The sequence below is a fragment of the Luteibacter mycovicinus genome (genome assembly GCF_000745235.1).
Classification (GTDB): Bacteria; Pseudomonadota; Gammaproteobacteria; order Xanthomonadales; family Rhodanobacteraceae; genus Luteibacter; species Luteibacter mycovicinus.
Genome location: NZ_JQNL01000001.1, coordinates 1,968,627 through 1,988,119 on the forward strand (window position 1 = coordinate 1,968,627; position 19,493 = coordinate 1,988,119).

Sequence of the window (19,493 nt, forward strand, 5' to 3'; positions counted from 1 at the left end):
CGGTCAGACCGCGGCGGCGCCGCCGACGATCTCCGAGATTTCCTGGGTGATCGCGGCCTGACGTGCCTTGTTGTAGACCAGTGTCAGTTCGCCGATGACCTTGTTCGCGTTGTCCGACGCGGCCTTCATGGCGACCATGCGCGCGGCGTGTTCGCTGGCGAGGTTCTCCAGCGCGGCCTGATACACCACCGACTCGATGTAACGCGTCATCAGGTGCTCGAGGACCGTGCGCGCATCGGGTTCGTAGATGTAATCCCAGTCGTGGGTCTGCTCGACCTTCACGCCCGTGGATGCCTCGCCTTCGGCGTCCTCGAGTTCCTTCGCCACCAGCGTGAGCGGCAGCAGGGCCTCGATGGTCGGCTTCTGCACGATCGTGTTAACGAAGTCGTTGTAGACCAGGAAAACGCGATCGAGCTTGTTGTCGCCGTAGGCGTCGAGCACGACCTTGATCACGCCGATCAGGTCTTCCAGCTTCGGTTTTTCGCCGAGGTGCGTGGCCGAACCGATCAGGTTGACGCCCTTGATGCGACGGAAGAACTGCACGGCCTTCTGGCCGACGGCGACGACGTCGATCTCGGCACCCTTCTCCTGCCACTCGCGGATGCTGGTCAGCGTGCGACGGAACAGGTTCGAGTTGAGACCGCCCGCGAGGCCGCGATCGGTCGACACCACGATGAAGCCCACGCGCGCGACGTTCTGACGCTCGGTGAGGTACGGATGGGTGAAGTCCGTGCTGGCCTGGGCGACGTGCGCGATGACCTTGCGCATCAGACGCGCGTAAGGACGCGACGCCTTCATCAGGTCCTGCGCCTTGCGGATCTTCGACGCCGAGACCATTTCGAGCGCACGCGTCACCTTGCGCATGTTCTGCGTGCTCTTGATCTTGGTTTTGATTTCGCGGCCGCTAGCCATGGCTTACTCGTCTGTAAAGGGTGACGCCGGATCACGGGGCGGACGTTGCCGCCGCCCCGCGGGTCTCGCTATTACCAGCTACCGGTCTTCTTGAACTCGTCGGCGGCCGACTTGAAGGTCGCCTCGATGTCCTTGTCCCAGTCGCCGGTCTCGTCGATCTTCTTCATCAGGTCGCCGTGATTCTGGCGGAAGAAGGCGTGCAGGCCCTTCTCGAACGGCAGCACCTTGTTGACCGGCAGGTCGTCGAGGTAGCCCTTCTCGGCCGCGTAGACCGAGACGCCGAGTTCGGCGATCGACAGCGGCGAGTACTGCGCCTGCTTCATCAGTTCCGTGACGCGCTGGCCACGATCGAGCTGAGCGCGGGTCGCGGCGTCCAGGTCCGAGGCGAACTGCGCGAACGCAGCCAGCTCGCGGTACTGGGCGAGAGCGAGCTTCACGCCGCCGGACAGCTTCTTGATGATCTTGGTCTGGGCGGCACCACCGACGCGCGACACCGAGATACCGGCGTTGACGGGCGGACGGATACCGGCGTTGAACAGATCGGTCTCGAGGAAGATCTGGCCGTCGGTGATCGAGATGACGTTGGTCGGAACGAACGCGGAAACGTCGCCGGCCTGGGTTTCGATGATCGGCAGCGCGGTCAGCGAACCGGTCTTGCCCTTCACTTCGCCGTTGGTCATCTTCTCGACGTATTCGGCGCTGACGCGCGAGGCGCGCTCGAGCAGACGCGAGTGGAGATAGAACACGTCGCCCGGGTAGGCTTCGCGACCCGGCGGACGCTTCAGCAGCAGCGAGATCTGGCGGTAAGCCACGGCCTGCTTGGAGAGATCGTCGTACACGATGAGCGCGTCTTCACCGCGGTCACGGAAGTACTCGCCCATGGCGCAGCCGGAATACGGCGCGACGTACTGCAGGGCGGCCGCCTCGGATGCCGAAGCGACGACCACGATGGTGTTGGCCAGCGCGCCGTTCTCTTCGAGCTTGCGCACGACGTTGGCGATCGAGCTGCGCTTCTGGCCGATGGCGACGTAGATGCACTTAATGCCCGAATCTTTCTGGTTGATGATCGCGTCGATCGCGACGGCGGTCTTGCCCGTCTGGCGGTCGCCGATGATCAGCTCGCGCTGGCCGCGGCCGATCGGGATCATCGAGTCGATGGACTTGTAGCCCGTCTGCATCGGCTGGTCGACCGACTGGCGCCAGATGACGCCCGGAGCGACCTTCTCGACCGGGCTGCTGCCCGCGGCGTCGATCGGACCCTTGCCATCGATCGGGTTACCCAGCGCGTCGACGACGCGGCCAAGCAGGCCCGGGCCGACCGGCACTTCGAGAATGCGGCCGGTCGTCTTGGCGGCATCGCCTTCGCGCAGGTGCTGGTATTCACCGAGCACCACGGCGCCGACCGAGTCGCGCTCGAGGTTCAGCGCGAGGGCGTAAGTGTCGTTCGGCAGTTCGATCATTTCGCCCTGCATCACATCGGCCAGGCCGTGGATGCGCACGATGCCGTCGGACACGCTGATGATCGTGCCTTCGTTGCGTGCCTCGGCGCCGAGCTTGAACTGCTCGATGCGGGTCTTGATCAGCTCGCTGATCTCGGACGGATTCAGTGTGGTGCTGGACATGGTCGGTTCCTTGGGTCGCGCCGCTTTCACGGCACCCGGTGGTATGAGAATCAGTGCGTCAGCGCGCTGGCCAGCCGCTGCAGGCGGCCTCGCGCGGAACCGTCGATGACCTGCTCGCCCGTGTCGATGACGACACCGCCAAGCAACGCCGGATCGACGTGCGTATCCAGTTCGATCTCACGCTTGAAGCGGCGCTTCAGCGAAACGCGAAGCTTGTCCGACTCGGCGGCGTCGAGATCCATCGCGCTCGTGACCTTGACCAGCAGGGTCGACTCCGACTCACGCTTGTAGTCGTCGTACAGCGAGGCGATTTCCGGCAGGAGCGCCATGCGGCCGTTTTCCGCGAGCTCCTCGAGGAAGCGGGCGAACGGCGCCTCGGCGGCCATGCCTTGCGGCAGGTGCAGCGCGACCAGCTGGGTCGGCAGCACGCGCGGATCGTTGCCGAGGCCGGCGACGCGCTGGTCCGCGGCGACGAGCGCCGCGAAGTTCAGCGCCGACGACCAGTCGGCCAGCGAACCCGACGCATGCGCCACTTCGAAGGCGGCGCGTGCGTAGGGACGGGCGAGGGTGAGCGCCTGGGCCATGATCAGATCTCGGCAGCGAGCTGGTCGAGCAGGGCCTTGTGGGCCGCCGGATCGATTTCGCGCTGCACGATCTTCTCCGCGCCACGGACGGCGAGGGCGCCGACCTGCTCGCGAAGCTGCTCACGGGCACGCTGGGCCATCGAAGCGATCTCGTCCTGGGCCGAAGCCTTCAGGCGGTTGATCTCTTCGATCGCGTCGGCGCGGGCCTTCTCGAGAATCTGGTTGGCCTGCTGCTGCGCCTTGTCGATGATGTCCGTCGACTGCACGCGGGCCTGCTTGATCTCGGTGGCGACCTTGGCGTCGGCATCCTTCAGCTCGGCGCGGGCGCGCTCCGCCGCGGCGAGCCCTTCGGCCACCTTCTTCTGGCGTTCTTCGATGGCACCGTTGAGCTGGGGCCAGATGAACTTGGTGGTGAACCAGACCAGGATCGCAAAAGAGATCATCTGGCCCAGGAAGGTCATGTTAATTTCCATGATCTCTCCAAAGACTCCGAACGCTGGGGTACTGACGGTCGCCGTGACGCATTACGCCACGGCGACGAAGACGAACGCTTGCTCAGCCGCCGGCGGCGGTGCGCAGAACGCCGATCAGCGGGTTCGAGAAGGCGAGCAGCAGGGCGATGGCGAGGCCGATAATGAACGCGGCGTCGATCAGACCGGCGAGCAGGAACATGCGGCCCTGCAGCAGCGGAACCAGTTCCGGCTGACGAGCGGCCGACTCGAGGAACTTCGAGCCCATGATCGCGATGCCGAGGCAGGCGCCGAGCGCGCCGAGGCCGATGATCACGCCGATGGCGATGGCGGTCATGCCCTGCACGTGTGCGAAGAGTGCGGTGAGTTCCATGGTGTTCTCCTGGGATATCTAAGAATGACGAATGGGTGGAAACGAAACGAAACTGGACTGAGCGGTCTAACGTCGGTGCGGTGAGTTAGTGGTGTTCACGTGCCGTGGCGATATAGACGATCGTCAACATCATGAAGATGAACGCCTGAAGGGCGATGATCAGGATGTGGAAGATCGCCCAGGCCGTGTTGAACACGACACCAGGCACGAAGCCGATCCAGCTCACCATCAGGCCGGCGATCAGCATGAACACCAGTTCGCCACCGTACATGTTGCCGAAGAGTCGCATCGCGAGGGACACGGGCTTCGACAGGGTCTCGACGACGTTAAGAAGCAGGTTCGGGATGAGCAGGACGATCTTGGCGCCCATGCTCTCCGCATGGAACGGCGCGGTGAGCATTTCCTTACCGAAACCGAAGCCGCCCTTGGCCTTGATGCCGTGGCCGATGACGATGAGGATCACCGCGAGGGCCAGACCGACCGTGGTGTTGATGTCAGCCGTGGGAACCTGGCGGAAATAGGTGTGATGCGCGACTTCGGCACCGCTGAACGTATGCACCAGCCAGCCGGGCAGATCCACCGGCAGCAGATCCATCGCGTTCATGAAGAACACCCACATGAAGATCGACAGCGCCAGCGGCGTGACCGTGCGGCGGTCGCCGTGGAAGGTGTCCTTCACCTGAGTGTCGACGAATTCGACGGCGAGTTCGACCAGCGCCTGACCCTTGGACGGGACACCCGACGTCGCCTTGCGGGCGAACAGCCAGAACCACAGGCAGAAGATGGCGCCCAGCACGAAGGACACCACGATCGAGTCGAGGCGGATGTTCCAGAACCAGAAATGATCGGCGCTGAAATTCACCGTCATGTGGTTCAGGTGGTGCTGGATGTATTCGGTCAGACCGCCTTGCGGTTCGCTCGCCATGCCTCAACCCTTGAATCTGAATGCAAATACGTTGACCGTGAAACCCGCCACCAACCCCACGAGCGCGGGCAGGAACGGCAGTTTCCACTGGACCAGAATGAGCGCCAGCCCGCCGACGAGGACGATCCATCGAAGGATCATTCCCACCAGGAACCTCATGAACGTCGCCGCGCCTCCACCCAGCGCGCTGAACGCTCGCGCTGCGAAAAGCGCGTTGGCGATAGCGACGATCAGGGCGGCTGCAAACGCGGCCAGTCCGGCGGCACGCCCCTGCAGTGAAAAAGCGAGTCCCGCGATGATAGCCACCCCGATCTGCGCGATAACGACGCGCATGGCGAGATGACGACCGGCGGCAAGACTGTTGAGCAACGCGAGGCTCCCGTGGTTTCGCTCGAGGCGGCACCTTTGGTTCAACGGGCCACGGTCTAATCTGGAAAAGTATACCAGCGCCGTAAACGACGGGACAAGCGACGAAAGTCCAATAACCACCCGCCGGCGCGACCGTCCGTCGCGTCGTTGGCGAGGGAGCGGCGGTGGATCAGGCCCTGGCGGGCTGACCTACCAGCGCGCCGAGCGAGGTGGCCGTCTCAACGGCCACGTCGAATATGCCACCGGCGGCCGATGCGGCACGCTCGACGCCTTCCCGCTGGAGGTCCCCACCGCGCGCCATGATGGCGCGCATCGCGTTCGCATCTGTAGCGAGCATGGCATCGGCCATCAGGCCGGATGCCGCACGCGCATGCCCTTCCATCGCCTGCAGGTGCAGGTCGGCCACGCGCTCCATGCCGCGCCAGGCCAGGGCCTGCGCGGAAGTGGCCTGCTCGACGAAGCGGGCAAGATCGGCGTAACCGTTTACGTGAGGCATCGAGTGCATCCGTGGGGAACGGGGAGGTGCCGGAGTGTAGACCTGTCTGCGGCGGCGCAGCAACCGCTAATTGTTGCGATGACAGCCTTTGCCTCAGTCGCCCGTGTATTCCGCACCCGAGGTACAGGTCTCGTTGACCACGACCTTGGCCAGACCCGGCACGTCGACACGCAGCCGCTGGAAGATCCAGCGCGCGAGATTTTCACTGGTCGGATTCTCGAGACCTTCGATATCGTTGAGATAGTTGTGGTCGAGGCGGTCGTAGAGCGGCTGGAAGCGCGCCTTCAGGTCGCCGAAGTCCATGACCCAGCCGAAGACGGGGTCGACCGGGCCTTCCACGTGGAGCTCCACACGAAACGAATGACCGTGCAGCCGCGCGCACTTGTGGCCTTCGGGCACATTCGGCAAGCGATGCGCCGCCTCGATGTTGAACGTCTTATAGATACGCATGAGGGTGAATCGATCTCTGATGACTGGACAGTGTAGCGGACCGGGCTTCAAACGATCTCAGCGACCGCCTTCACGACGTGGTTCGCATTTTCGAACCGTCAGGGCGTCGTTTCGTGGACTTTTACGACCGGAACGGTTGCAGTGGTAACTTGTCCGACGGAGCCGGGGGGCGTCCGTTGAGGGGATTCGTGCTCACTGAGGAGGCATCCATGTGCCTTGGTCGTGACTCGCTCGACCGCCCGCACCAGTGCGGGCTGGCCGAAGAAGTGTTTGCCGCCCTGCCCATGCCCTGCGTGGTGTGGCGCGATGAAGGCGGGCGCGCGGTGATGGCCAACGCCGCATTCCGGCGGGAGTTTGGCGTGGGCCGCGGAACAGCCGGACCGCGCTGGATCGCCGACCACCTGGAGCCTTCCGGCGGCGCCGATGAATTCGCCTTCCGCGATCCGCACGGCCAGCCTCGCCGCTATCGCGTGACCCGGCAGCGTCTCGAAGCACCCAGCGGTGCGTTCCAGGCCGTTTTCCTGATGCCCCTCTCCGATGATGAGAGCGTGGCGGCGGATTCTTCTTCTCCGGCCAGCCCCGTCTCGATTGCCGCCACGCGTCCGGACCTCGGCCTGACGCGAAGGGAATCGCAGGTGCTCGACGGAATCATGAGCGGCAAGCTCAACAAGGTCATCGCCAGCGAACTGCGGATCAGCCCGAAGACCGTGGAACTCCACCGCGCCAATCTGATGGCGAAGCTGCGCGTGCATAACGTCGTGGAACTGGCGAGGGCCGTTCTGGACGGGCCTCCCTCCCGTCCCGACGAGCGGGTCGCGGACACCGACCTGTCGGCCGCCTGAGGCATAAAAAAAGCCGCATCGTGACGATGCGGCTTTTCTCGTTTTGGTGGCTAGAGGCGGGCTCGAACCGCCGACCTCAGCATTATGAGTGCCGCGCTCTGACCAGCTGAGCTACCTAGCCGTGGAACCTGGTCGTTCGTAAGCGAGGCTCACGAAGGCCGGGCAGTTTAATCGGGGCTGAGCTTCCGTTCAAGTGGTGCCTTGCCCCGTCTTCTCGCGCTGTGGTTGAATCGGGCCCATCGCGCACGTTTCCGGCCTGCAAGGCTGGCGCGCGGCATGGATTCGCGGAGGGCGGATGATCGACGCAGATGGCTATCGACCGAATGTGGGCATCGTTCTCCTCAATGGGGACGGGCGCCTGTTCTGGGCGCGCCGTGTCAATCGCGACGGCTGGCAGTTTCCTCAGGGGGGCATGCGCAGCGACGAAACGCCGCTGGAGGCCATGTATCGCGAGCTGGAAGAAGAGACCGGCCTGCTCGCCAAGCACGTGGAAGTCCTCGCCGAGACCCGTGGCTGGCTGCGCTACCGGTTGCCCAGCCGCTTCGTGAGACACCATCAGCGCCCCACCTGCATCGGCCAGAAGCAGGTGTGGTTCCTGCTGCGCCTCAAGTGCACCGAGGACACCTTTCGCCTGGATGCCTGCGAAAAGCCGGAGTTCGACCTCTGGCGCTGGGTCGATTTCTGGTATCCCGCCAACCACGTGGTGAACTTCAAACGCCAGGTGTACGAGCGCGCCTTACGTCAGTTCGCACCCACGGTCGAGACCGTCTGTTCGGTCACGGTGGGTACCTGCCCACAGCAGGCCGAAGCCGAACGGCTCGCCCGCGGCGGCGAATGATGGCGCGGTAACCTCGCGGCTGAATTTCACATCTGTGTAGTTGACAATCGTTCGCATTCGTATTCGAATGCCGACCCATGTACATATGCATGTGCAACGCCGTCACCGACCACGCCATTCGCCGCGCCGCGGCCGATGGTGTCGAATCGTTCGCCGAGCTCCAGGCCCGCACCGGCTGTTCCGACTGCTGCGGCGCCTGTGAGTCCGAGGCCCGGCAATGCCTCCGTGAGGCGGTCTCCGAGATGCGCCCGGTGCTGAGCTTTCTCCCTACCCCGGCCTGATCTCGCGCCCGCCTTTGCGGACGCAAACCGTCTTCATTCTCGTTACGTCATCGCTTCTCCGCGAGTCGTATAGTCGCCGCTGAATATCCAGGGAGACACCCCCATGAAGGGCGACGCGAAGGTCATCGAATTCCTCAACAAGGTCCTCTACAACGAGCTGGCCGCCATCAACCAGTACTTCCTGCATTACAGGATGTTCAAGGACTGGGGCTACAACGAACTCGCCAAGCACGAGTACGAGGAGTCCATCGAGGAAATGAAGCACGCCGACAAGCTGATCGAGCGGATCCTGTTCCTCGACGGCCTGCCGAACCTTCAGCACCTGGGCAAGCTGCGCATCGGCGAGAACGTGGTCGAAGCGCTGCAGGGCGACCTGGATCTCGAAATGATCGCGACGAAGGATCTGCGCGAGGCCATTGCCTACAGCGAAGGCATCCACGACTTCGTCAGCCGCGACCTCTTCAAGTTCATCCTGGGCCAGGAAGAAGAGCACATCGACTGGCTGGAGACGCAGTTCAGTCTGATTTCGGACATCGGTCCGGAGCGCTACATGCTCAGCAAGGTCGGCTCGCTCGACAAGCACTGATCAGGTCGCTACAAAGCCACATAAGGCCGCCGCCAGGCGGCCTTTTTCGTGGAACGAGGCGGGGTTCCTTGACCGCGGCGGAAGCCGGGGGCTATACCATCCGGCCTTCACGCCTTCTCCACGGATCCATTCATGGCCCCAAGCCATCCACCCCGCTTCGTCGTGCGCCGGCTCGACGACATGTCCGTCGAGCGGCGAAAACGGCTGCTGATGGGCGCCGCGTGGCTGGGCAGCCTGTTCCTGACCACGCTGCTGACCTTGAGTCTGACGGCGGGCAAGGCGCCGGCCGGCAAGCCAGGCCATGGCCCCATCGTGGCGCACGAGACCGAGGCCGAAGACCTGCGCCAGCAGGTCGCCAACCTGCAGCGGGCGGGCCAGGTCAGCGAGATCGCCGCCAGGGAACTCAGGAGAAACCTCGCTGAGCGCGATGAGGAGATCAGTGGTCTGCGTACGGATCTGGCGTTTTATTCGCGCCTGGTCGGCGGTAACGGGCAGCGCGACGGCCTGAAAATCCAGGGCACACGCACCACGGCGATCAAGGGCGCGCCGAACGGATGGAACGTGGTGATCACTCTGACTCAGAACGCGCGCCGGGGCGATGAGGTCAAAGGCGATGTCCACCTCGCCGTGGAGGGTATCCAGGACAACAAGGTGCGTACCCTCGAAGGCGCCGCTCTCGGCCAGGCCGCATCCGTGGATGGTCTGCCCTTCGCCTTCCGGTATTTTCAACAGATCCAGGGCAGCTTCACGCTGCCGGCTGGGTTCCAGCCGACGCGGCTGCGCCTCGAAGCGCGGCCTGCCGGGGACGACACCGTCAGCGCCACCGTGCCCTGGGCCGAGGCAACACGCAACGACGAGGCAAGCGATGTTCAACAGTAAGGGGAAGAACCAGGGGCCGGCCGTCGGTATCGCCGCCACGAGCCTGATCGCGCGGGGCGTGATCATTCGTGGAGACGTGCTTTTCAGCGGCTCGCTGCACCTGGATGGCGCGGTCGAGGGCTCCGTCCACGCCGACACGGGTAGCGACGGCTTTCTCACCATCAGTGAGACGGGACGCGTCACCGGGCGGATCGAGGTGCCACACGCAAGCATCAACGGCGGCGTGACCGGCGACATTGATGTGTCCGAAAGGCTCGAACTGGCGCCGCTGGCGCGTATCGAAGGCGACGTTCACTACCAGGTGCTGGAAATGGCCGCCGGTGCACAGGTCAACGGCAAGATGATCCATCGGGCGCCCCCGACCGTACGGCAGCTGGCCCAGGCGGGTATCGAGAAGACCCCGACGCTGTCCGAGGCTTGACCTGTAGCCGATCGGCGCCATTATGGGAGGCATGAACAACCCCTTCCCCATGGCTCCGTCGGCAGCCGCGCCGGATTACCGCTCGGCGGGTTCGCCCCTGATCTTTACCGAGGCCGCCGCACGAAAGGTGCACGAGCTGATCGACGAAGAGGGCAACCCCTCGCTCAAGCTCCGCGTGTATATCAGCGGAGGCGGCTGCTCGGGTTTCCAGTACGGCTTCACCTTCGACGAAGAGCAGGCCGAGGACGACCTGGCCGTATCGCGCGAGGGCGTGACCCTTGTCGTCGATCCGCTGTCGCTGCAGTACCTGACCGGCGCCGAGATCGATTACGCCGAGTCGTTCAGCGGTTCGCAGTTCGTGATTCGCAATCCGAACGCGAAGACCACGTGCGGCTGCGGCTCCTCGTTCAGCGCATGACCGGTCGTACCGCGTGAGCTACGGAACGGAGCGCCACACGCCCGTAGAAGGTCGCGTGCGGGATAACGTCTTCGCCGGCGTCGCCATCGACCGTATGGCCGAGCGCCGCGACGATCGTCTCTGGGTCGAAGAAACCGAACGCGCCGACGACACGCGCTTCCTGGTGCTGGACAGCGAAGGGCAGGCCTTCGTCGACGAGCGTGGCGAGCATCCTCAGTGGATGACTCCCGTGATGCGGGCCGAACGCTTCGGCGATGTGGTCTCCACGCTGCTGGGGATCGCCAACGGAACGGCATGGTTCGCGCTGGTGCTCGACGAGGCGCATGCTGAGATCTTCGTCGACCTGACCTCCGCGCGACGCATGTCGCTGCGCGAAGCCGGGTTGATCCTGCCGGCCTTCGAAGCGGGACTCTTCGCGTTCGCCAAGGGCATCACGCATTGGCAGCGGCAGACGCGTTTCTGCAGTCTCTGTGGTGCTCCCACGCTCGTCGTGGCTTCGGGACATCGCGTGCAGTGCACGAATCCCGACGGTCCGCACATGCATTTTCCCCGCACCGACGCCGCGATCATCGTGATCGTGGAGGACGGCGACCGTTGCCTGCTGGGCCGACAGCGCGGCTGGCCGGCGGGCCGGTATTCCACACTGGCCGGCTTCATCGAGCCGGGCGAGTCGCTCGAGGATGCGGTCAGGCGCGAAGTGCGCGAAGAGTCCGGCGTGGAGGTACTTCACGCGACCTACCACTCGTCACAGCCCTGGCCCCTGCCGGCCTCCCTGATGGTCGGTTTCACGGCCACGGCCAGAACCCGCGAGATCATCCTCCGCGACGACGAGCTGGAAGACGCCCGCTGGTTCACCGCCGACGACATCGTGTCCGGCATGCGTTCGGGTGAACTGGGCGTACCGCCGCCGCTATCGGTCTCGTATCGCCTGATCGGACACTGGCTGGCGCAGCGGAATATCTCCCTCGAGGAACTGATCGCGAGTTCGCCGGCCCGCTGACGGTTCGCCTACAATCGGGCCATCGATCTGCGGATTCCGCTTGCCATGGCTCTACGTCTCCTCGCGATTCTCATCTCCCTGGCCATCGTCTGGAGCGTGCCCCGGCTGGCGCGCTGGCGTGACGACCGCTGGTTCCGGGGCTGGGTCTCCCGCTTGAGCGATCTTTCCGGTCCCGGTCGCGTCGCGGTCGTGCTGCTGGTTCCCGTCATCGCGGCGGCGATCATCGCCGGCGTACTCCGTGCCCTGCCCTTCTTCGATCTGGCATGGCTGGCTTTCGCGATCGTCGTGCTGACCTACGCACTCGGACCCCGCGAAATCGAGACCGATATCGACGCGATCCTGCGTGCGAGCGATACGCTTCGCCGCGACGAGGCCCTGATCGCGCTCCGCCACGACGAAGAGACCCTTCCGTGGTTTGCGCCGGCTCTGGTCGAGGCCGCCTTTTACGGCGCGCTTCGTCGTCGCTTCGGCGTGCTGCTGTGGTTCCTGCTGCTCGGGCCGGCCGGCGCGCTCGGCTATCGCCTCGCGCAGTTGCTGGGTCGCGACGCGTCGCTATCCGTCGACACGGACACGCGTACCGCGGCACGTCGTCTGGCCGATGCGCTCGACTGGATTCCCGCCCACCTGATGGTTTTTGCGATGGCGCTGGTCTCCGATTTCGACGCCGTCATGGGCGCATGGAAGCAGTGGCATCGCACCTCGGGGAGCCCGCGCTCGCGGCTGGACCCGGACTTCCTGGGTGCCGTCGCCCGTGCCGGTGTCGATGCCGACGTGGAAGCCGGCGACGGCTACGCGCAGGACGTCAGCGACCCCGTCGTCGAACTCGAAGATGCTCGCCGGGTCATACGGCGCGTGCTTGTGGTCTGGCTGGCAGTGGTTGCGCTGATCGTGCTGGCCGCCTGGGTGGCGTGATATCGACTTACGCTGATCTGAGGCGAAGCCCTACGCGCAAGTGAAGGGTTGACTGAGCCAGACTCGGGGCGAAGGACTGACCTCGCCTCGTAGGGGAATGCGGCACGCTTCGTACTCCCCCCTGCCAAGGATATGGCAACCATGAAAACCCGCACCCTTGCCCTGGTCCTGATGGCCAGCCTGAGCACTGGCGTACATGCCCATTCGCCGCCCGCCTCCGCACCGAACGACAGCGCCATCCACTTCCTGCGACTGAAGGCGCTCCCCGAGGCCATGGCCACGGCTCAACGCGATCCGGCTCGCTGGCGAACCCCCGACGAACTCCGCGGCCTGTCCTACCGGGAAGCCGCCGCGGAGCGAGAACCCGTCGTCGCGTGGATCTCCGGTGACGCCCTGAGCGACGCCACCGTTCGTTCGCTTGCAAGCAAGGCTCTCCACGAGGGCATCGGCGTATTGGTGACCTCGCCCGAAGGGACCACCCGTCATGAGGCGGAAGTCTTCGGCATCGAAGGCCAGGGACGGACATCGCTGTACAGGCGTGGCAAGGATGGCGTACTGGAAGTCTCGACCCTCGACGACACCACAGCCGACGTCGAAACGTCCCAACGGCTCTATCGCGAGCTGGCGGCGGCTCCAGCGTTCAGGGCATTCGCGCGCAGCGCCACCCTGAACGGTGCGAACTCCGCGTCCGACGACATACCCGACCACGTGCCACACGAGCGCTTCCGCTACAAACCCATCAGCGCCCATGGAAACAAGGTCGTCCACGACATCGTCGTACTGCGCGATGCGCGCACCAGCGGGGACAGCAAGGTTATCGTCGTCAAGGCGGGAGTCGATATCGCGCCATGGGACAACGGCGTCTACGGCAAAAACCGCCCCGCCTTCGAACGTGATGGTATCCACGACTTCCTCGCCATCGCGGGTCGCTACGAATTCAGGACGCTTGTGGATTGGGAAGGCAAGGACCGTGGCCCGGAGCTCCGTCTGGACCGGATGGTTCCCGACACCTCGCCGGACGTGAATCGTTCCGTTGCGAAGAGCAGCCAGGTGAGCACGTCCTATGGCGTCAGCACCGCATTCAAGGCTGAGGATGCACTCAAGGGTATCGGCATCTCCGCCATCGGCAAGGTCCCGTTCGAATTCTCCGCCAATCGCACGTACACCGACTCCACCTCGGTATCGATGGAGACGGAGTCCTATTACATCGACGCCGTGACCGAGAATTACGGCCGAGCCCAGGGCGTGACCTGGAACATGCACCTCGCCAACGATGTCGCAGGCAGCCCCGGATACTTCAACGCGAAGAGCAAGTACAAAGTCAGCACGGCGATGGTCACGCCGATGATGCGCAAAGCCTCCGCCCAGCTTATGTCGGTATGGCGAGTCCGTGGCGACTACGAAGGAAATCTGCTGATCGGTACGGGCGGGCGCGTCGAGAATCGACGCTACGGATGGAACCGATCGATGGGCGTTTCCTGGGACCGCAGCTCCGATGTCCATCCCGACTACACGGCCGACATTCCATGGTGGTTCTGGCACAAGGGCAACGACCCGTGGGCGCATCTCCGCCAGGTACCCGCGCAGCCGACGCAAGTGGTAAAGATCAACCTTGGCTCACCCTTTCTCACGTCCAGCCCGACGGTGCTGATTCAGTCGAGCAGCGGCGAAGGCCTTTGCATCACCCAGGGCCCCTTTGACGAGAAAGCCGGCGCCGCCCAGCTCACGGAATGCGACGAAGCCGAAAGCCATCGCGCCCAGCAATGGAACATGGATTCGGAAGGCCGATACCGCAACCGCGAGAGTGCGCAGTGCCTTCAGATCGACACGAAGAGTGGCACGGTCGGCACGGCGAAGTGCGCCATTCGTCACAACCAGCGCTGGAAGTGGGCCGCGGATCGCGTCGTGTCCCTGATGGACGGGGGCACGCATCATCGCCTCGAAGTGTCGAATGACTCGCTGATCGCAAAGTTCGATGCCGTGCGACATGATGAAGTCGTGGTCAACACGGAAAACGCATTGCTGCCACCGTGGAGCAACTATCCGCTGGCACCGTCACCCGGCAGCACCATTCCACGCCTGTCGACGAATTCGCCGACGGTGCCGGACAGCTACCTGAGCTACCGTCGTGTACCGGCAACGGAGCGTTGGCAGACGATCCCCCTCAGTCGCTGAAGCAGGAAAATCGAATCGCCGGCGCTCAACGCGCCGGCGATGCCCTCAGGCTTTGTCGCCCCGCAGTTCGCTGACACGCGCTTCCAGTGACGCTGCATTCGCGGCCTCCGCAGGCAGCGGTGCACCACCCACCAGTTCGATCTTCGACCAGAACCGGCGTGGCAGACGCGCACGGCGCAAGGCACCGTCACGGCGACTGAAGATACTGCCCCACATGCCTCGCAGCGCCAGCGGCACGACGGGCACCGGCCGACGCGCAAGGATGCGGTCCACGCCAGGGCGGAAGGTCTGGATGTCACCGTCGCGCGTCAGACCACCTTCCGGGAAGATGCAGACGACCTCTCCGGCCGCCAGCGCCTCGTCGATCTCGTCGAACGCCTTGTCCATCAGCGCCACATCCTCGTTACGCCCGGCGATGGGAATCGCCTTCGCGGTGCGGAAGACGAAGCGCAGCACCGGGATGTTGAAGATCTTGTAGTACATGACGAAACGCATGGGGCGGCGCACGCTGGCCATCAGGATCAACGGATCCATGAAGCTCACGTGGTTGCACACGACCAGCGCGGCACCTTCGTCCGGCACGTTCTTCAGACCGTCCACCCGCACCCGGTAAAGCGTGTGCACGAGCACCCAGGTGATGAAGCGCATCATGAATTCGGGAACGAGGGTGAAGATGTACACCGCGACCGCGATGTTGATCAGCCCCGTCACGAGGAAGATCGTCGGCACGGAGAGTCCCAGCGCCGTCAGGCCGATGCCGAAGCCGGAAGCGGCACAGATGAAAAGCGCATTGACGATGTTGTTGCCCGCGATCACGCGCGACAGGCGGTCGCGAGGCGCGCGACTCTGCACGAAAGCGAACAGCGGGACGACGTAGAAGCCCGCGAAGGCTCCGATCATGGTCAGGTCGAGCGCGGCGCGCCACGCTCCAGGCACGGCGAGAAAGGCCAGCCAGTCGAGCGAGGCGCCGGGCGTCACACCGGGCCGCGCGAAGAACAGATCGACAGCGAATACAGTCAGGCCGAACGCGCCCATGGGCACCAGGCCGATCTCGACGCGTTTGCCCGACAGCCTCTCGCACATGAGCGAGCCCACGCCCGTACCCAGCGAAAACAACGTCAGCACGAGCGTATTGACCGAACCGTCCCCGCCGAGGATGTGGCGCGTGTAGTTCGGCAGCTGCGCGATCATGACGGTGCCGAAGAACCAGAACCACGAGATGCCGAGCACGGCGTTGAAGACCGCGCGATCGGCGTTCGTGATCTTCAGCACCCGCCAGGTTTCGCTGAGCGGGTTCCAGTTGAACTTCAGATCGGGCGCGGTCGCGGGCGCGGGAGGTACGGACCGGCTGACGAGGTAACCGGTCACCGCGATCGCGATGGTCGTCAGCGATGCCGCGAGCGTTCCGTAGCCGGCGATCAGCATCAGCGAGTTGCCGACGATCATGCCGATCAGCATCGCAAGCTGCGTACCCATCTCGACCAGCGCATTGCCACCGACGAGTTCGCTACGATCGAGGGTCTGCGGAAGAATGGAATACTTGATCGGGCCGAAGACGGTCGAATGGATACCCATCAGAAACAGGACGACGAGCAGCAGCGATACGTGGTGAGTGAAGAAGCCGACGGCCGCGATGGTCATCGCTGCGATTTCGAAGAGCTTCACGTAACGGATGATCCGGGTTTTCTCGAACTTCTCGGCCAGCTGTCCCGCCGTGGCGGAGAACAGGAAATACGGCAGGATGAAGAGCGCGGGCGCGAGGTTCGTGTATAGCGAGACCTCGGCGTCCGGCAGGCTCATCTGGAAGGCGACCAGCATCACCATCGCGTTGCGGAACGCGTTGTCGTTGAAGGCGCCCAGCGCCTGGGTCCAGAAAAAAGGTGCGAAGCGGCGCGTGGCGAGCAGTGAGAACTGGGACATCCGTGATCGACCCTCTGATTTTTCCGGAGTGTAGCTGAGACGTGGGTCACCGTGGCCGGCACACCCGGTCTCGTCGCGGTGCGCTGCGTTTTCAGGAAAAACCTCACGGACAGCAACGTCGGGTTCCTACCTCGCCGCCTGCCAGCAGATGCCATCCTGACCGGCATGATTGCCCACGATCCAAGGAAGACATCCCATGACAAGAAGGAAGAGAGCACCGGACCGCACGCGCCACCCCGAACCCTGGCTTGTCGCCACCGTGCTCGCGGCGGCGCCTTTCGCGGCCGTCGTCGCCCAGGACGCGCGCACCGTCGGCGGATACGTGCCACGCCTGGAAGTACGCGACAGTGACGTCTTCGACAACGGCCGGAGCATCCACCACGACATCGTCGTCGTCCGGGAAGTGAGTCCGAGCGTCGACGAGAAGGTCGTCATCGTGAAGACCGTCGTCAACCAGCTGCCTACAGTGCAGGGTCTCCACATGTGGGGCGGGCGGGAGAGCGAAGACAACTACGGAAACATTCTGACCCTGCCCCTGCATTACGAGGTGGAAACCACCCTGACCGCACCGGACCTGCAGGACGGACAGGTGCGCCTGATATCGCAGGCACCCCGTTCGGATGGCGCGACCGATCGCACCTTCGTGGACAAGGTCGGCGTGAAGACCAGCGTGGGCGCGGGCGCGAGTACGGAACTGACGGCGGCCGTGTCGAAAGACAGCGGTTTCTCGTGGGGAAAACTGCCTGTCTCGTTCAACGCGGGATTCGAGCAGACATCGGAGCGCAGCGTCACAATGACGCTGAAAGATTACTTCACCGAGAGCGCCGTCACGAAGAACGCCGCAGGTGAGGCATCGGCGCTGTGGCGATTCCGGCTGGCGCCCGACATCGCCAACGACGTTTGGTATTCGTACTCGCACTATCGGGTGGGGCCAGGCTGGCTGTTCACGCTCCCCACGACGACTCCGATGATGCAGCGAGCCACGATCGAGACCGTCTCGGAGTGGCGCCTCCCGGGTGGCTACAGCGGTCCCATCGACATCGCCACGCGCAGCTCCGTGGACAACTCCACGCGGCTCGCGCCGACGTCATCGATGGAGACATGGCGCGACGACGACGCCGGCATCGGCCATCTGACGCGCATCGACCTCGGCTCGCCGCATCTCGAACGGCAACCCGTCGTGAGATTGCAGTCCCTCGCAGGCGAGGGCCATTGCCTCACCCAGCCTCAGCGGGACCAGCCTGCCGTGGCGTTGGCGCCGTGCAAAGGCGGCACCGACGGTGCGGAGCAGCAGTGGTATCTCGACAGCGACCATACCTACCGCAACGTCGCGAGCCGGCTCTGCCTTGCCGCGGATCCGGCGGGTGGCGGCGTCAGGACCGAATCCTGCGCAGGCTCCATGCTGAACAAGCAGTGGCAGTGGCGCGCCGACCGCCTGCACTCCACTTACATGGACGGAGGTTCCTGGCGCCTTCATGTACGCGACGGCGTACCCCGGGCTATCTTCGATCCCGTGCGACACCAGGAGATCGGCAGCAACCCGTTCCATCATCTGCTGCGACCGTGGTCGTCGTATCCGCAGGCACCGACACCGGGCGATGTCGTCCCGGCTGTCGCGGGTGCCTCACCCGCCATCTCCCAGGGACTGCTGCGGCACAAGGCGGTCAGTGCGGAAGAACGTTGGCAACCCTTGCCGATCGATTCAAACCGTTAGCCGATGTGGCGTGGCTGCCTTACGTTCGCGAGAGCGCGCGGTGTGCGATGTCGTGGCGGAAATACATGTCGGCGAACCGCACGCTGCCGAGCGCCTCGTAGGCCGACGCGCGGGCGGCCGCCACGTCCACGCCCAGCGCGCAGACGGTGAGTACCCTGCCCCCGGCGGTGACGGCCTGCCCGTCGGCATTGTCGGCCGTACCCGCATGGAACACCTTCACGTCCGCACCGAAGTCACCCTCCGCGCCGGTGATCACATCGCCGGCGCGGACCTTGCCCGGATAGCCGCCCGCGGCGAGCACCACGCCCAGCGAGGGGCGCGGATCCCACTCGGCGGTGACGTCGCCGACGCGGCCATCCAGCGCCGCCTCGATCAGATCGACCAGGTCCGAACGGAGGCGAAGCATGATCGGCTGCGTTTCCGGATCGCCAAAGCGCACGTTGAACTCGATGACCTTCGGCGCGCCCGCCTTGTCGATCATCAGCCCCGCATAGAGAAACCCGGTGAACGGCGCACCGTCGGCGATCATGCCGTCGAGCGTGGGCTGGATGATCTCGCGCATGACCCGTGCCGAGACCTCGTCGGTCACGACCGGGGCAGGCGAATACGCGCCCATGCCGCCCGTGTTCGGGCCGAGATCGCCGTCGTCGCGCCGCTTGTGATCCTGGCTGGTCGCCATCGGCAGCGCATGCCTGCCATCGGCGATGACGATGAAGCTGGCTTCCTCCCCGTCGAGGAATTCTTCGATGACCACACGGGACGAAGCGTCACCGAAGGCCTGCTGACCGAGCATGTCCTCGAGCGCGGCTTCCGCGTCGGCGAGCGTCATGGCGACCACCACGCCTTTACCGGCGGCGAGGCCGTCGGCCTTGATGACGATCGGGGCGCCGGTACCGCGCACATGCGCGAGCGCAGGCGCCAGCTCGGTAAAGACCGCGTAGTGCGCCGTAGGAATGCCGTGGCGGGCGAGGAAGTCCTTGGCGAAGGCCTTGCTGCCCTCCAGCTGCGCCGCGGCGGCGGACGGGCCGAAGCAGCGCAGGCCTTCGGCGGTGAAGCGATCGACCACCCCGGCGACGAGGGGAACTTCGGGGCCGACCACGGTGAGGCCTACGCCTTCGGCTTTCGCCAGGGCCACGAGACCGTCGATGTCGGTGACCGGGACCGCCGCGTTACGGAGGCCCTGCTCACGTGACGTACCCGCATTGCCGGGAGCGACGATGACCTCGTCGACGCGGCCCGACTGGCCGAGTTTCCAGGCAAGCGCGTGTTCGCGACCGCCGCCGCCGATAACGAGGACCTTCATGCT

At 64.7% G+C, this 19,493-nt stretch carries 22 protein-coding genes and 1 tRNA gene; 11 read left to right on the forward strand and 12 right to left on the reverse strand.

The window, feature by feature from the left end; genetic code table 11:
* Positions 1-3: 3 nt before the first annotated feature.
* The 9 genes from atpG to queD all read right to left on the reverse strand — a co-directional run bounded on the left by atpG (position 4) and on the right by queD (position 6,201).
* Complete coding sequence (atpG, locus tag FA85_RS08870; RefSeq protein ID WP_036109526.1) at positions 4-912, reverse strand: F0F1 ATP synthase subunit gamma; 909 nt, start codon at positions 910-912, stop codon at positions 4-6.
* 71 nt (positions 913-983) lie between these two features.
* Complete coding sequence (atpA, locus tag FA85_RS08875; RefSeq protein WP_036109525.1) at positions 984-2,534, reverse strand: F0F1 ATP synthase subunit alpha; 1,551 nt, start codon at positions 2,532-2,534, stop codon at positions 984-986.
* Between the two features lie 50 nt (positions 2,535-2,584).
* Positions 2,585-3,118 carry a F0F1 ATP synthase subunit delta gene (locus tag FA85_RS08880; RefSeq protein WP_036109524.1) on the reverse strand — a complete coding sequence of 178 codons (534 nt, stop codon included), beginning with the start codon at positions 3,116-3,118 and terminating at the stop codon, positions 2,585-2,587.
* A 2-nt stretch (positions 3,119-3,120) separates the two neighbouring features.
* Positions 3,121-3,591 carry a F0F1 ATP synthase subunit B gene (locus tag FA85_RS08885; RefSeq protein ID WP_036109523.1) on the reverse strand — a complete coding sequence of 157 codons (471 nt, stop codon included), beginning with the start codon at positions 3,589-3,591 and terminating at the stop codon, positions 3,121-3,123.
* A gap of 82 nt (positions 3,592-3,673) precedes the next feature.
* Complete coding sequence (gene atpE / locus FA85_RS08890; protein WP_036109522.1) at positions 3,674-3,961, reverse strand: F0F1 ATP synthase subunit C; 288 nt, start codon at positions 3,959-3,961, stop codon at positions 3,674-3,676.
* An 85-nt stretch (positions 3,962-4,046) separates the two neighbouring features.
* The gene (gene atpB, locus FA85_RS08895; protein ID WP_036109521.1) at positions 4,047-4,886 is read right to left on the reverse strand and encodes a F0F1 ATP synthase subunit A; all 840 of its coding nucleotides are present in this window, start codon (positions 4,884-4,886) and stop codon (positions 4,047-4,049) included.
* Positions 4,887-4,889: 3 nt separating this feature from the next.
* Entirely contained in the window at positions 4,890-5,255 is a 366-nt protein-coding gene (locus FA85_RS08900; RefSeq protein WP_036109520.1) for an ATP synthase subunit I, read from the reverse strand.
* Between the two features lie 169 nt (positions 5,256-5,424).
* Positions 5,425-5,751, reverse strand: coding sequence for a phasin family protein (locus FA85_RS08905; RefSeq protein ID WP_036109519.1), 327 nt, complete (start codon positions 5,749-5,751; stop codon positions 5,425-5,427).
* A 93-nt stretch (positions 5,752-5,844) separates the two neighbouring features.
* Complete coding sequence (queD, locus tag FA85_RS08910; protein WP_036109518.1) at positions 5,845-6,201, reverse strand: 6-carboxytetrahydropterin synthase QueD; 357 nt, start codon at positions 6,199-6,201, stop codon at positions 5,845-5,847.
* Between the two features lie 209 nt (positions 6,202-6,410).
* Here queD and FA85_RS22630 point away from each other — a divergent pair, with 209 nt between their 5' ends.
* Positions 6,411-7,043, forward strand: coding sequence for a LuxR family transcriptional regulator (locus tag FA85_RS22630; RefSeq protein WP_051943216.1), 633 nt, complete (start codon positions 6,411-6,413; stop codon positions 7,041-7,043).
* 44 nt (positions 7,044-7,087) lie between these two features.
* Here the strand turns inward: FA85_RS22630 and FA85_RS08920 are convergent.
* Positions 7,088-7,164 (reverse strand) — tRNA-Met (locus FA85_RS08920).
* 174 nt (positions 7,165-7,338) lie between these two features.
* Between FA85_RS08920 and FA85_RS08925 the strand changes: the two genes are divergently transcribed.
* The 9 genes from FA85_RS08925 to FA85_RS20865 all read left to right on the forward strand — a co-directional run bounded on the left by FA85_RS08925 (position 7,339) and on the right by FA85_RS20865 (position 14,553).
* Entirely contained in the window at positions 7,339-7,881 is a 543-nt protein-coding gene (locus FA85_RS08925) for an RNA pyrophosphohydrolase (protein ID WP_036109517.1), read from the forward strand.
* An 89-nt stretch (positions 7,882-7,970) separates the two neighbouring features.
* Positions 7,971-8,162, forward strand: a complete 192-nt coding sequence (locus FA85_RS08930) for a (2Fe-2S)-binding protein (protein ID WP_428977043.1) — start codon at positions 7,971-7,973, stop codon at positions 8,160-8,162.
* A 103-nt stretch (positions 8,163-8,265) separates the two neighbouring features.
* Complete coding sequence (bfr, locus tag FA85_RS08935; protein WP_036109515.1) at positions 8,266-8,748, forward strand: bacterioferritin; 483 nt, start codon at positions 8,266-8,268, stop codon at positions 8,746-8,748.
* Between the two features lie 132 nt (positions 8,749-8,880).
* The gene (locus FA85_RS08940) at positions 8,881-9,627 is read left to right on the forward strand and encodes a DUF6776 family protein (RefSeq protein WP_051943214.1); all 747 of its coding nucleotides are present in this window, start codon (positions 8,881-8,883) and stop codon (positions 9,625-9,627) included.
* On the forward strand, positions 9,614-10,048 hold the full coding sequence (locus FA85_RS08945) for a bactofilin family protein (RefSeq protein ID WP_036109514.1): 435 nt from the start codon (positions 9,614-9,616) through the stop codon (positions 10,046-10,048). Before FA85_RS08940 ends, FA85_RS08945 begins: the two co-directional genes overlap by 14 nt.
* Positions 10,049-10,079: 31 nt before the next feature.
* Positions 10,080-10,466, forward strand: coding sequence for an iron-sulfur cluster insertion protein ErpA (gene erpA, locus FA85_RS08950; RefSeq protein WP_036109513.1), 387 nt, complete (start codon positions 10,080-10,082; stop codon positions 10,464-10,466).
* 13 nt (positions 10,467-10,479) lie between these two features.
* Complete coding sequence (nudC, locus tag FA85_RS08955; protein WP_239739743.1) at positions 10,480-11,466, forward strand: NAD(+) diphosphatase; 987 nt, start codon at positions 10,480-10,482, stop codon at positions 11,464-11,466.
* A 45-nt stretch (positions 11,467-11,511) separates the two neighbouring features.
* A complete protein-coding gene (locus FA85_RS08960; protein ID WP_036109511.1) occupies positions 11,512-12,378 on the forward strand; it encodes a cobalamin biosynthesis protein in 867 nt (288 codons plus the stop codon).
* 141 nt (positions 12,379-12,519) lie between these two features.
* Positions 12,520-14,553, forward strand: coding sequence for an RICIN domain-containing protein (locus tag FA85_RS20865; protein ID WP_051943212.1), 2,034 nt, complete (start codon positions 12,520-12,522; stop codon positions 14,551-14,553).
* A 45-nt stretch (positions 14,554-14,598) separates the two neighbouring features.
* Here the strand turns inward: FA85_RS20865 and FA85_RS08980 are convergent, their stop codons facing one another.
* Positions 14,599-16,473 (reverse strand): MFS transporter, encoded by a 1,875-nt coding sequence (locus tag FA85_RS08980; protein WP_036109507.1) that lies wholly within the window; start codon positions 16,471-16,473, stop codon positions 14,599-14,601.
* Between the two features lie 196 nt (positions 16,474-16,669).
* Between FA85_RS08980 and FA85_RS08985 the strand changes: the two genes are divergently transcribed.
* Positions 16,670-18,187, forward strand: a complete 1,518-nt coding sequence (locus FA85_RS08985) for an RICIN domain-containing protein (protein ID WP_036109506.1) — start codon at positions 16,670-16,672, stop codon at positions 18,185-18,187.
* Between the two features lie 19 nt (positions 18,188-18,206).
* Here the strand turns inward: FA85_RS08985 and purD are convergent, their stop codons facing one another.
* Positions 18,207-19,490 (reverse strand): phosphoribosylamine--glycine ligase, encoded by a 1,284-nt coding sequence (purD, locus tag FA85_RS08990; protein ID WP_036109505.1) that lies wholly within the window; start codon positions 19,488-19,490, stop codon positions 18,207-18,209.
* Positions 19,491-19,493 lie beyond the last annotated feature (3 nt).

Bases quoted from the DNA above. Each gene is read 5' to 3' on its own strand.
- atpG (WP_036109526.1), bottom strand. From the start codon at position 912: ATGGCTAGCGGCCGCGAAATCAAAACCAAGATCAAGAGCACGCAGAAC.
- FA85_RS08905 (WP_036109519.1), bottom strand. From the start codon at position 5,751: ATGCCTCACGTAAACGGTTACGCCGATCTTGCCCGCTTCGTCGAGCAG.
- FA85_RS08945 (WP_036109514.1), top strand. From the start codon at position 9,614: ATGTTCAACAGTAAGGGGAAGAACCAGGGGCCGGCCGTCGGTATCGCC.
- FA85_RS22630 (WP_051943216.1), top strand. From the start codon at position 6,411: ATGTGCCTTGGTCGTGACTCGCTCGACCGCCCGCACCAGTGCGGGCTG.
- atpA (WP_036109525.1), bottom strand. From the start codon at position 2,534: ATGTCCAGCACCACACTGAATCCGTCCGAGATCAGCGAGCTGATCAAG.
- FA85_RS08925 (WP_036109517.1), top strand. From the start codon at position 7,339: ATGATCGACGCAGATGGCTATCGACCGAATGTGGGCATCGTTCTCCTC.
- FA85_RS08960 (WP_036109511.1), top strand. From the start codon at position 11,512: ATGGCTCTACGTCTCCTCGCGATTCTCATCTCCCTGGCCATCGTCTGG.
- FA85_RS08930 (WP_428977043.1), top strand. From the start codon at position 7,971: ATGTGCAACGCCGTCACCGACCACGCCATTCGCCGCGCCGCGGCCGAT.
- bfr (WP_036109515.1), top strand. From the start codon at position 8,266: ATGAAGGGCGACGCGAAGGTCATCGAATTCCTCAACAAGGTCCTCTAC.
- FA85_RS20865 (WP_051943212.1), top strand. From the start codon at position 12,520: ATGAAAACCCGCACCCTTGCCCTGGTCCTGATGGCCAGCCTGAGCACT.
- queD (WP_036109518.1), bottom strand. From the start codon at position 6,201: ATGCGTATCTATAAGACGTTCAACATCGAGGCGGCGCATCGCTTGCCG.
- FA85_RS08940 (WP_051943214.1), top strand. From the start codon at position 8,881: ATGGCCCCAAGCCATCCACCCCGCTTCGTCGTGCGCCGGCTCGACGAC.
- erpA (WP_036109513.1), top strand. From the start codon at position 10,080: ATGAACAACCCCTTCCCCATGGCTCCGTCGGCAGCCGCGCCGGATTAC.
- atpE (WP_036109522.1), bottom strand. From the start codon at position 3,961: ATGGAACTCACCGCACTCTTCGCACACGTGCAGGGCATGACCGCCATC.
- FA85_RS08985 (WP_036109506.1), top strand. From the start codon at position 16,670: ATGACAAGAAGGAAGAGAGCACCGGACCGCACGCGCCACCCCGAACCC.
- atpB (WP_036109521.1), bottom strand. From the start codon at position 4,886: ATGGCGAGCGAACCGCAAGGCGGTCTGACCGAATACATCCAGCACCAC.
- purD (WP_036109505.1), bottom strand. From the start codon at position 19,490: ATGAAGGTCCTCGTTATCGGCGGCGGCGGTCGCGAACACGCGCTTGCC.
- FA85_RS08885 (WP_036109523.1), bottom strand. From the start codon at position 3,591: ATGGAAATTAACATGACCTTCCTGGGCCAGATGATCTCTTTTGCGATC.
- FA85_RS08980 (WP_036109507.1), bottom strand. From the start codon at position 16,473: ATGTCCCAGTTCTCACTGCTCGCCACGCGCCGCTTCGCACCTTTTTTC.
- FA85_RS08880 (WP_036109524.1), bottom strand. From the start codon at position 3,118: ATGGCCCAGGCGCTCACCCTCGCCCGTCCCTACGCACGCGCCGCCTTC.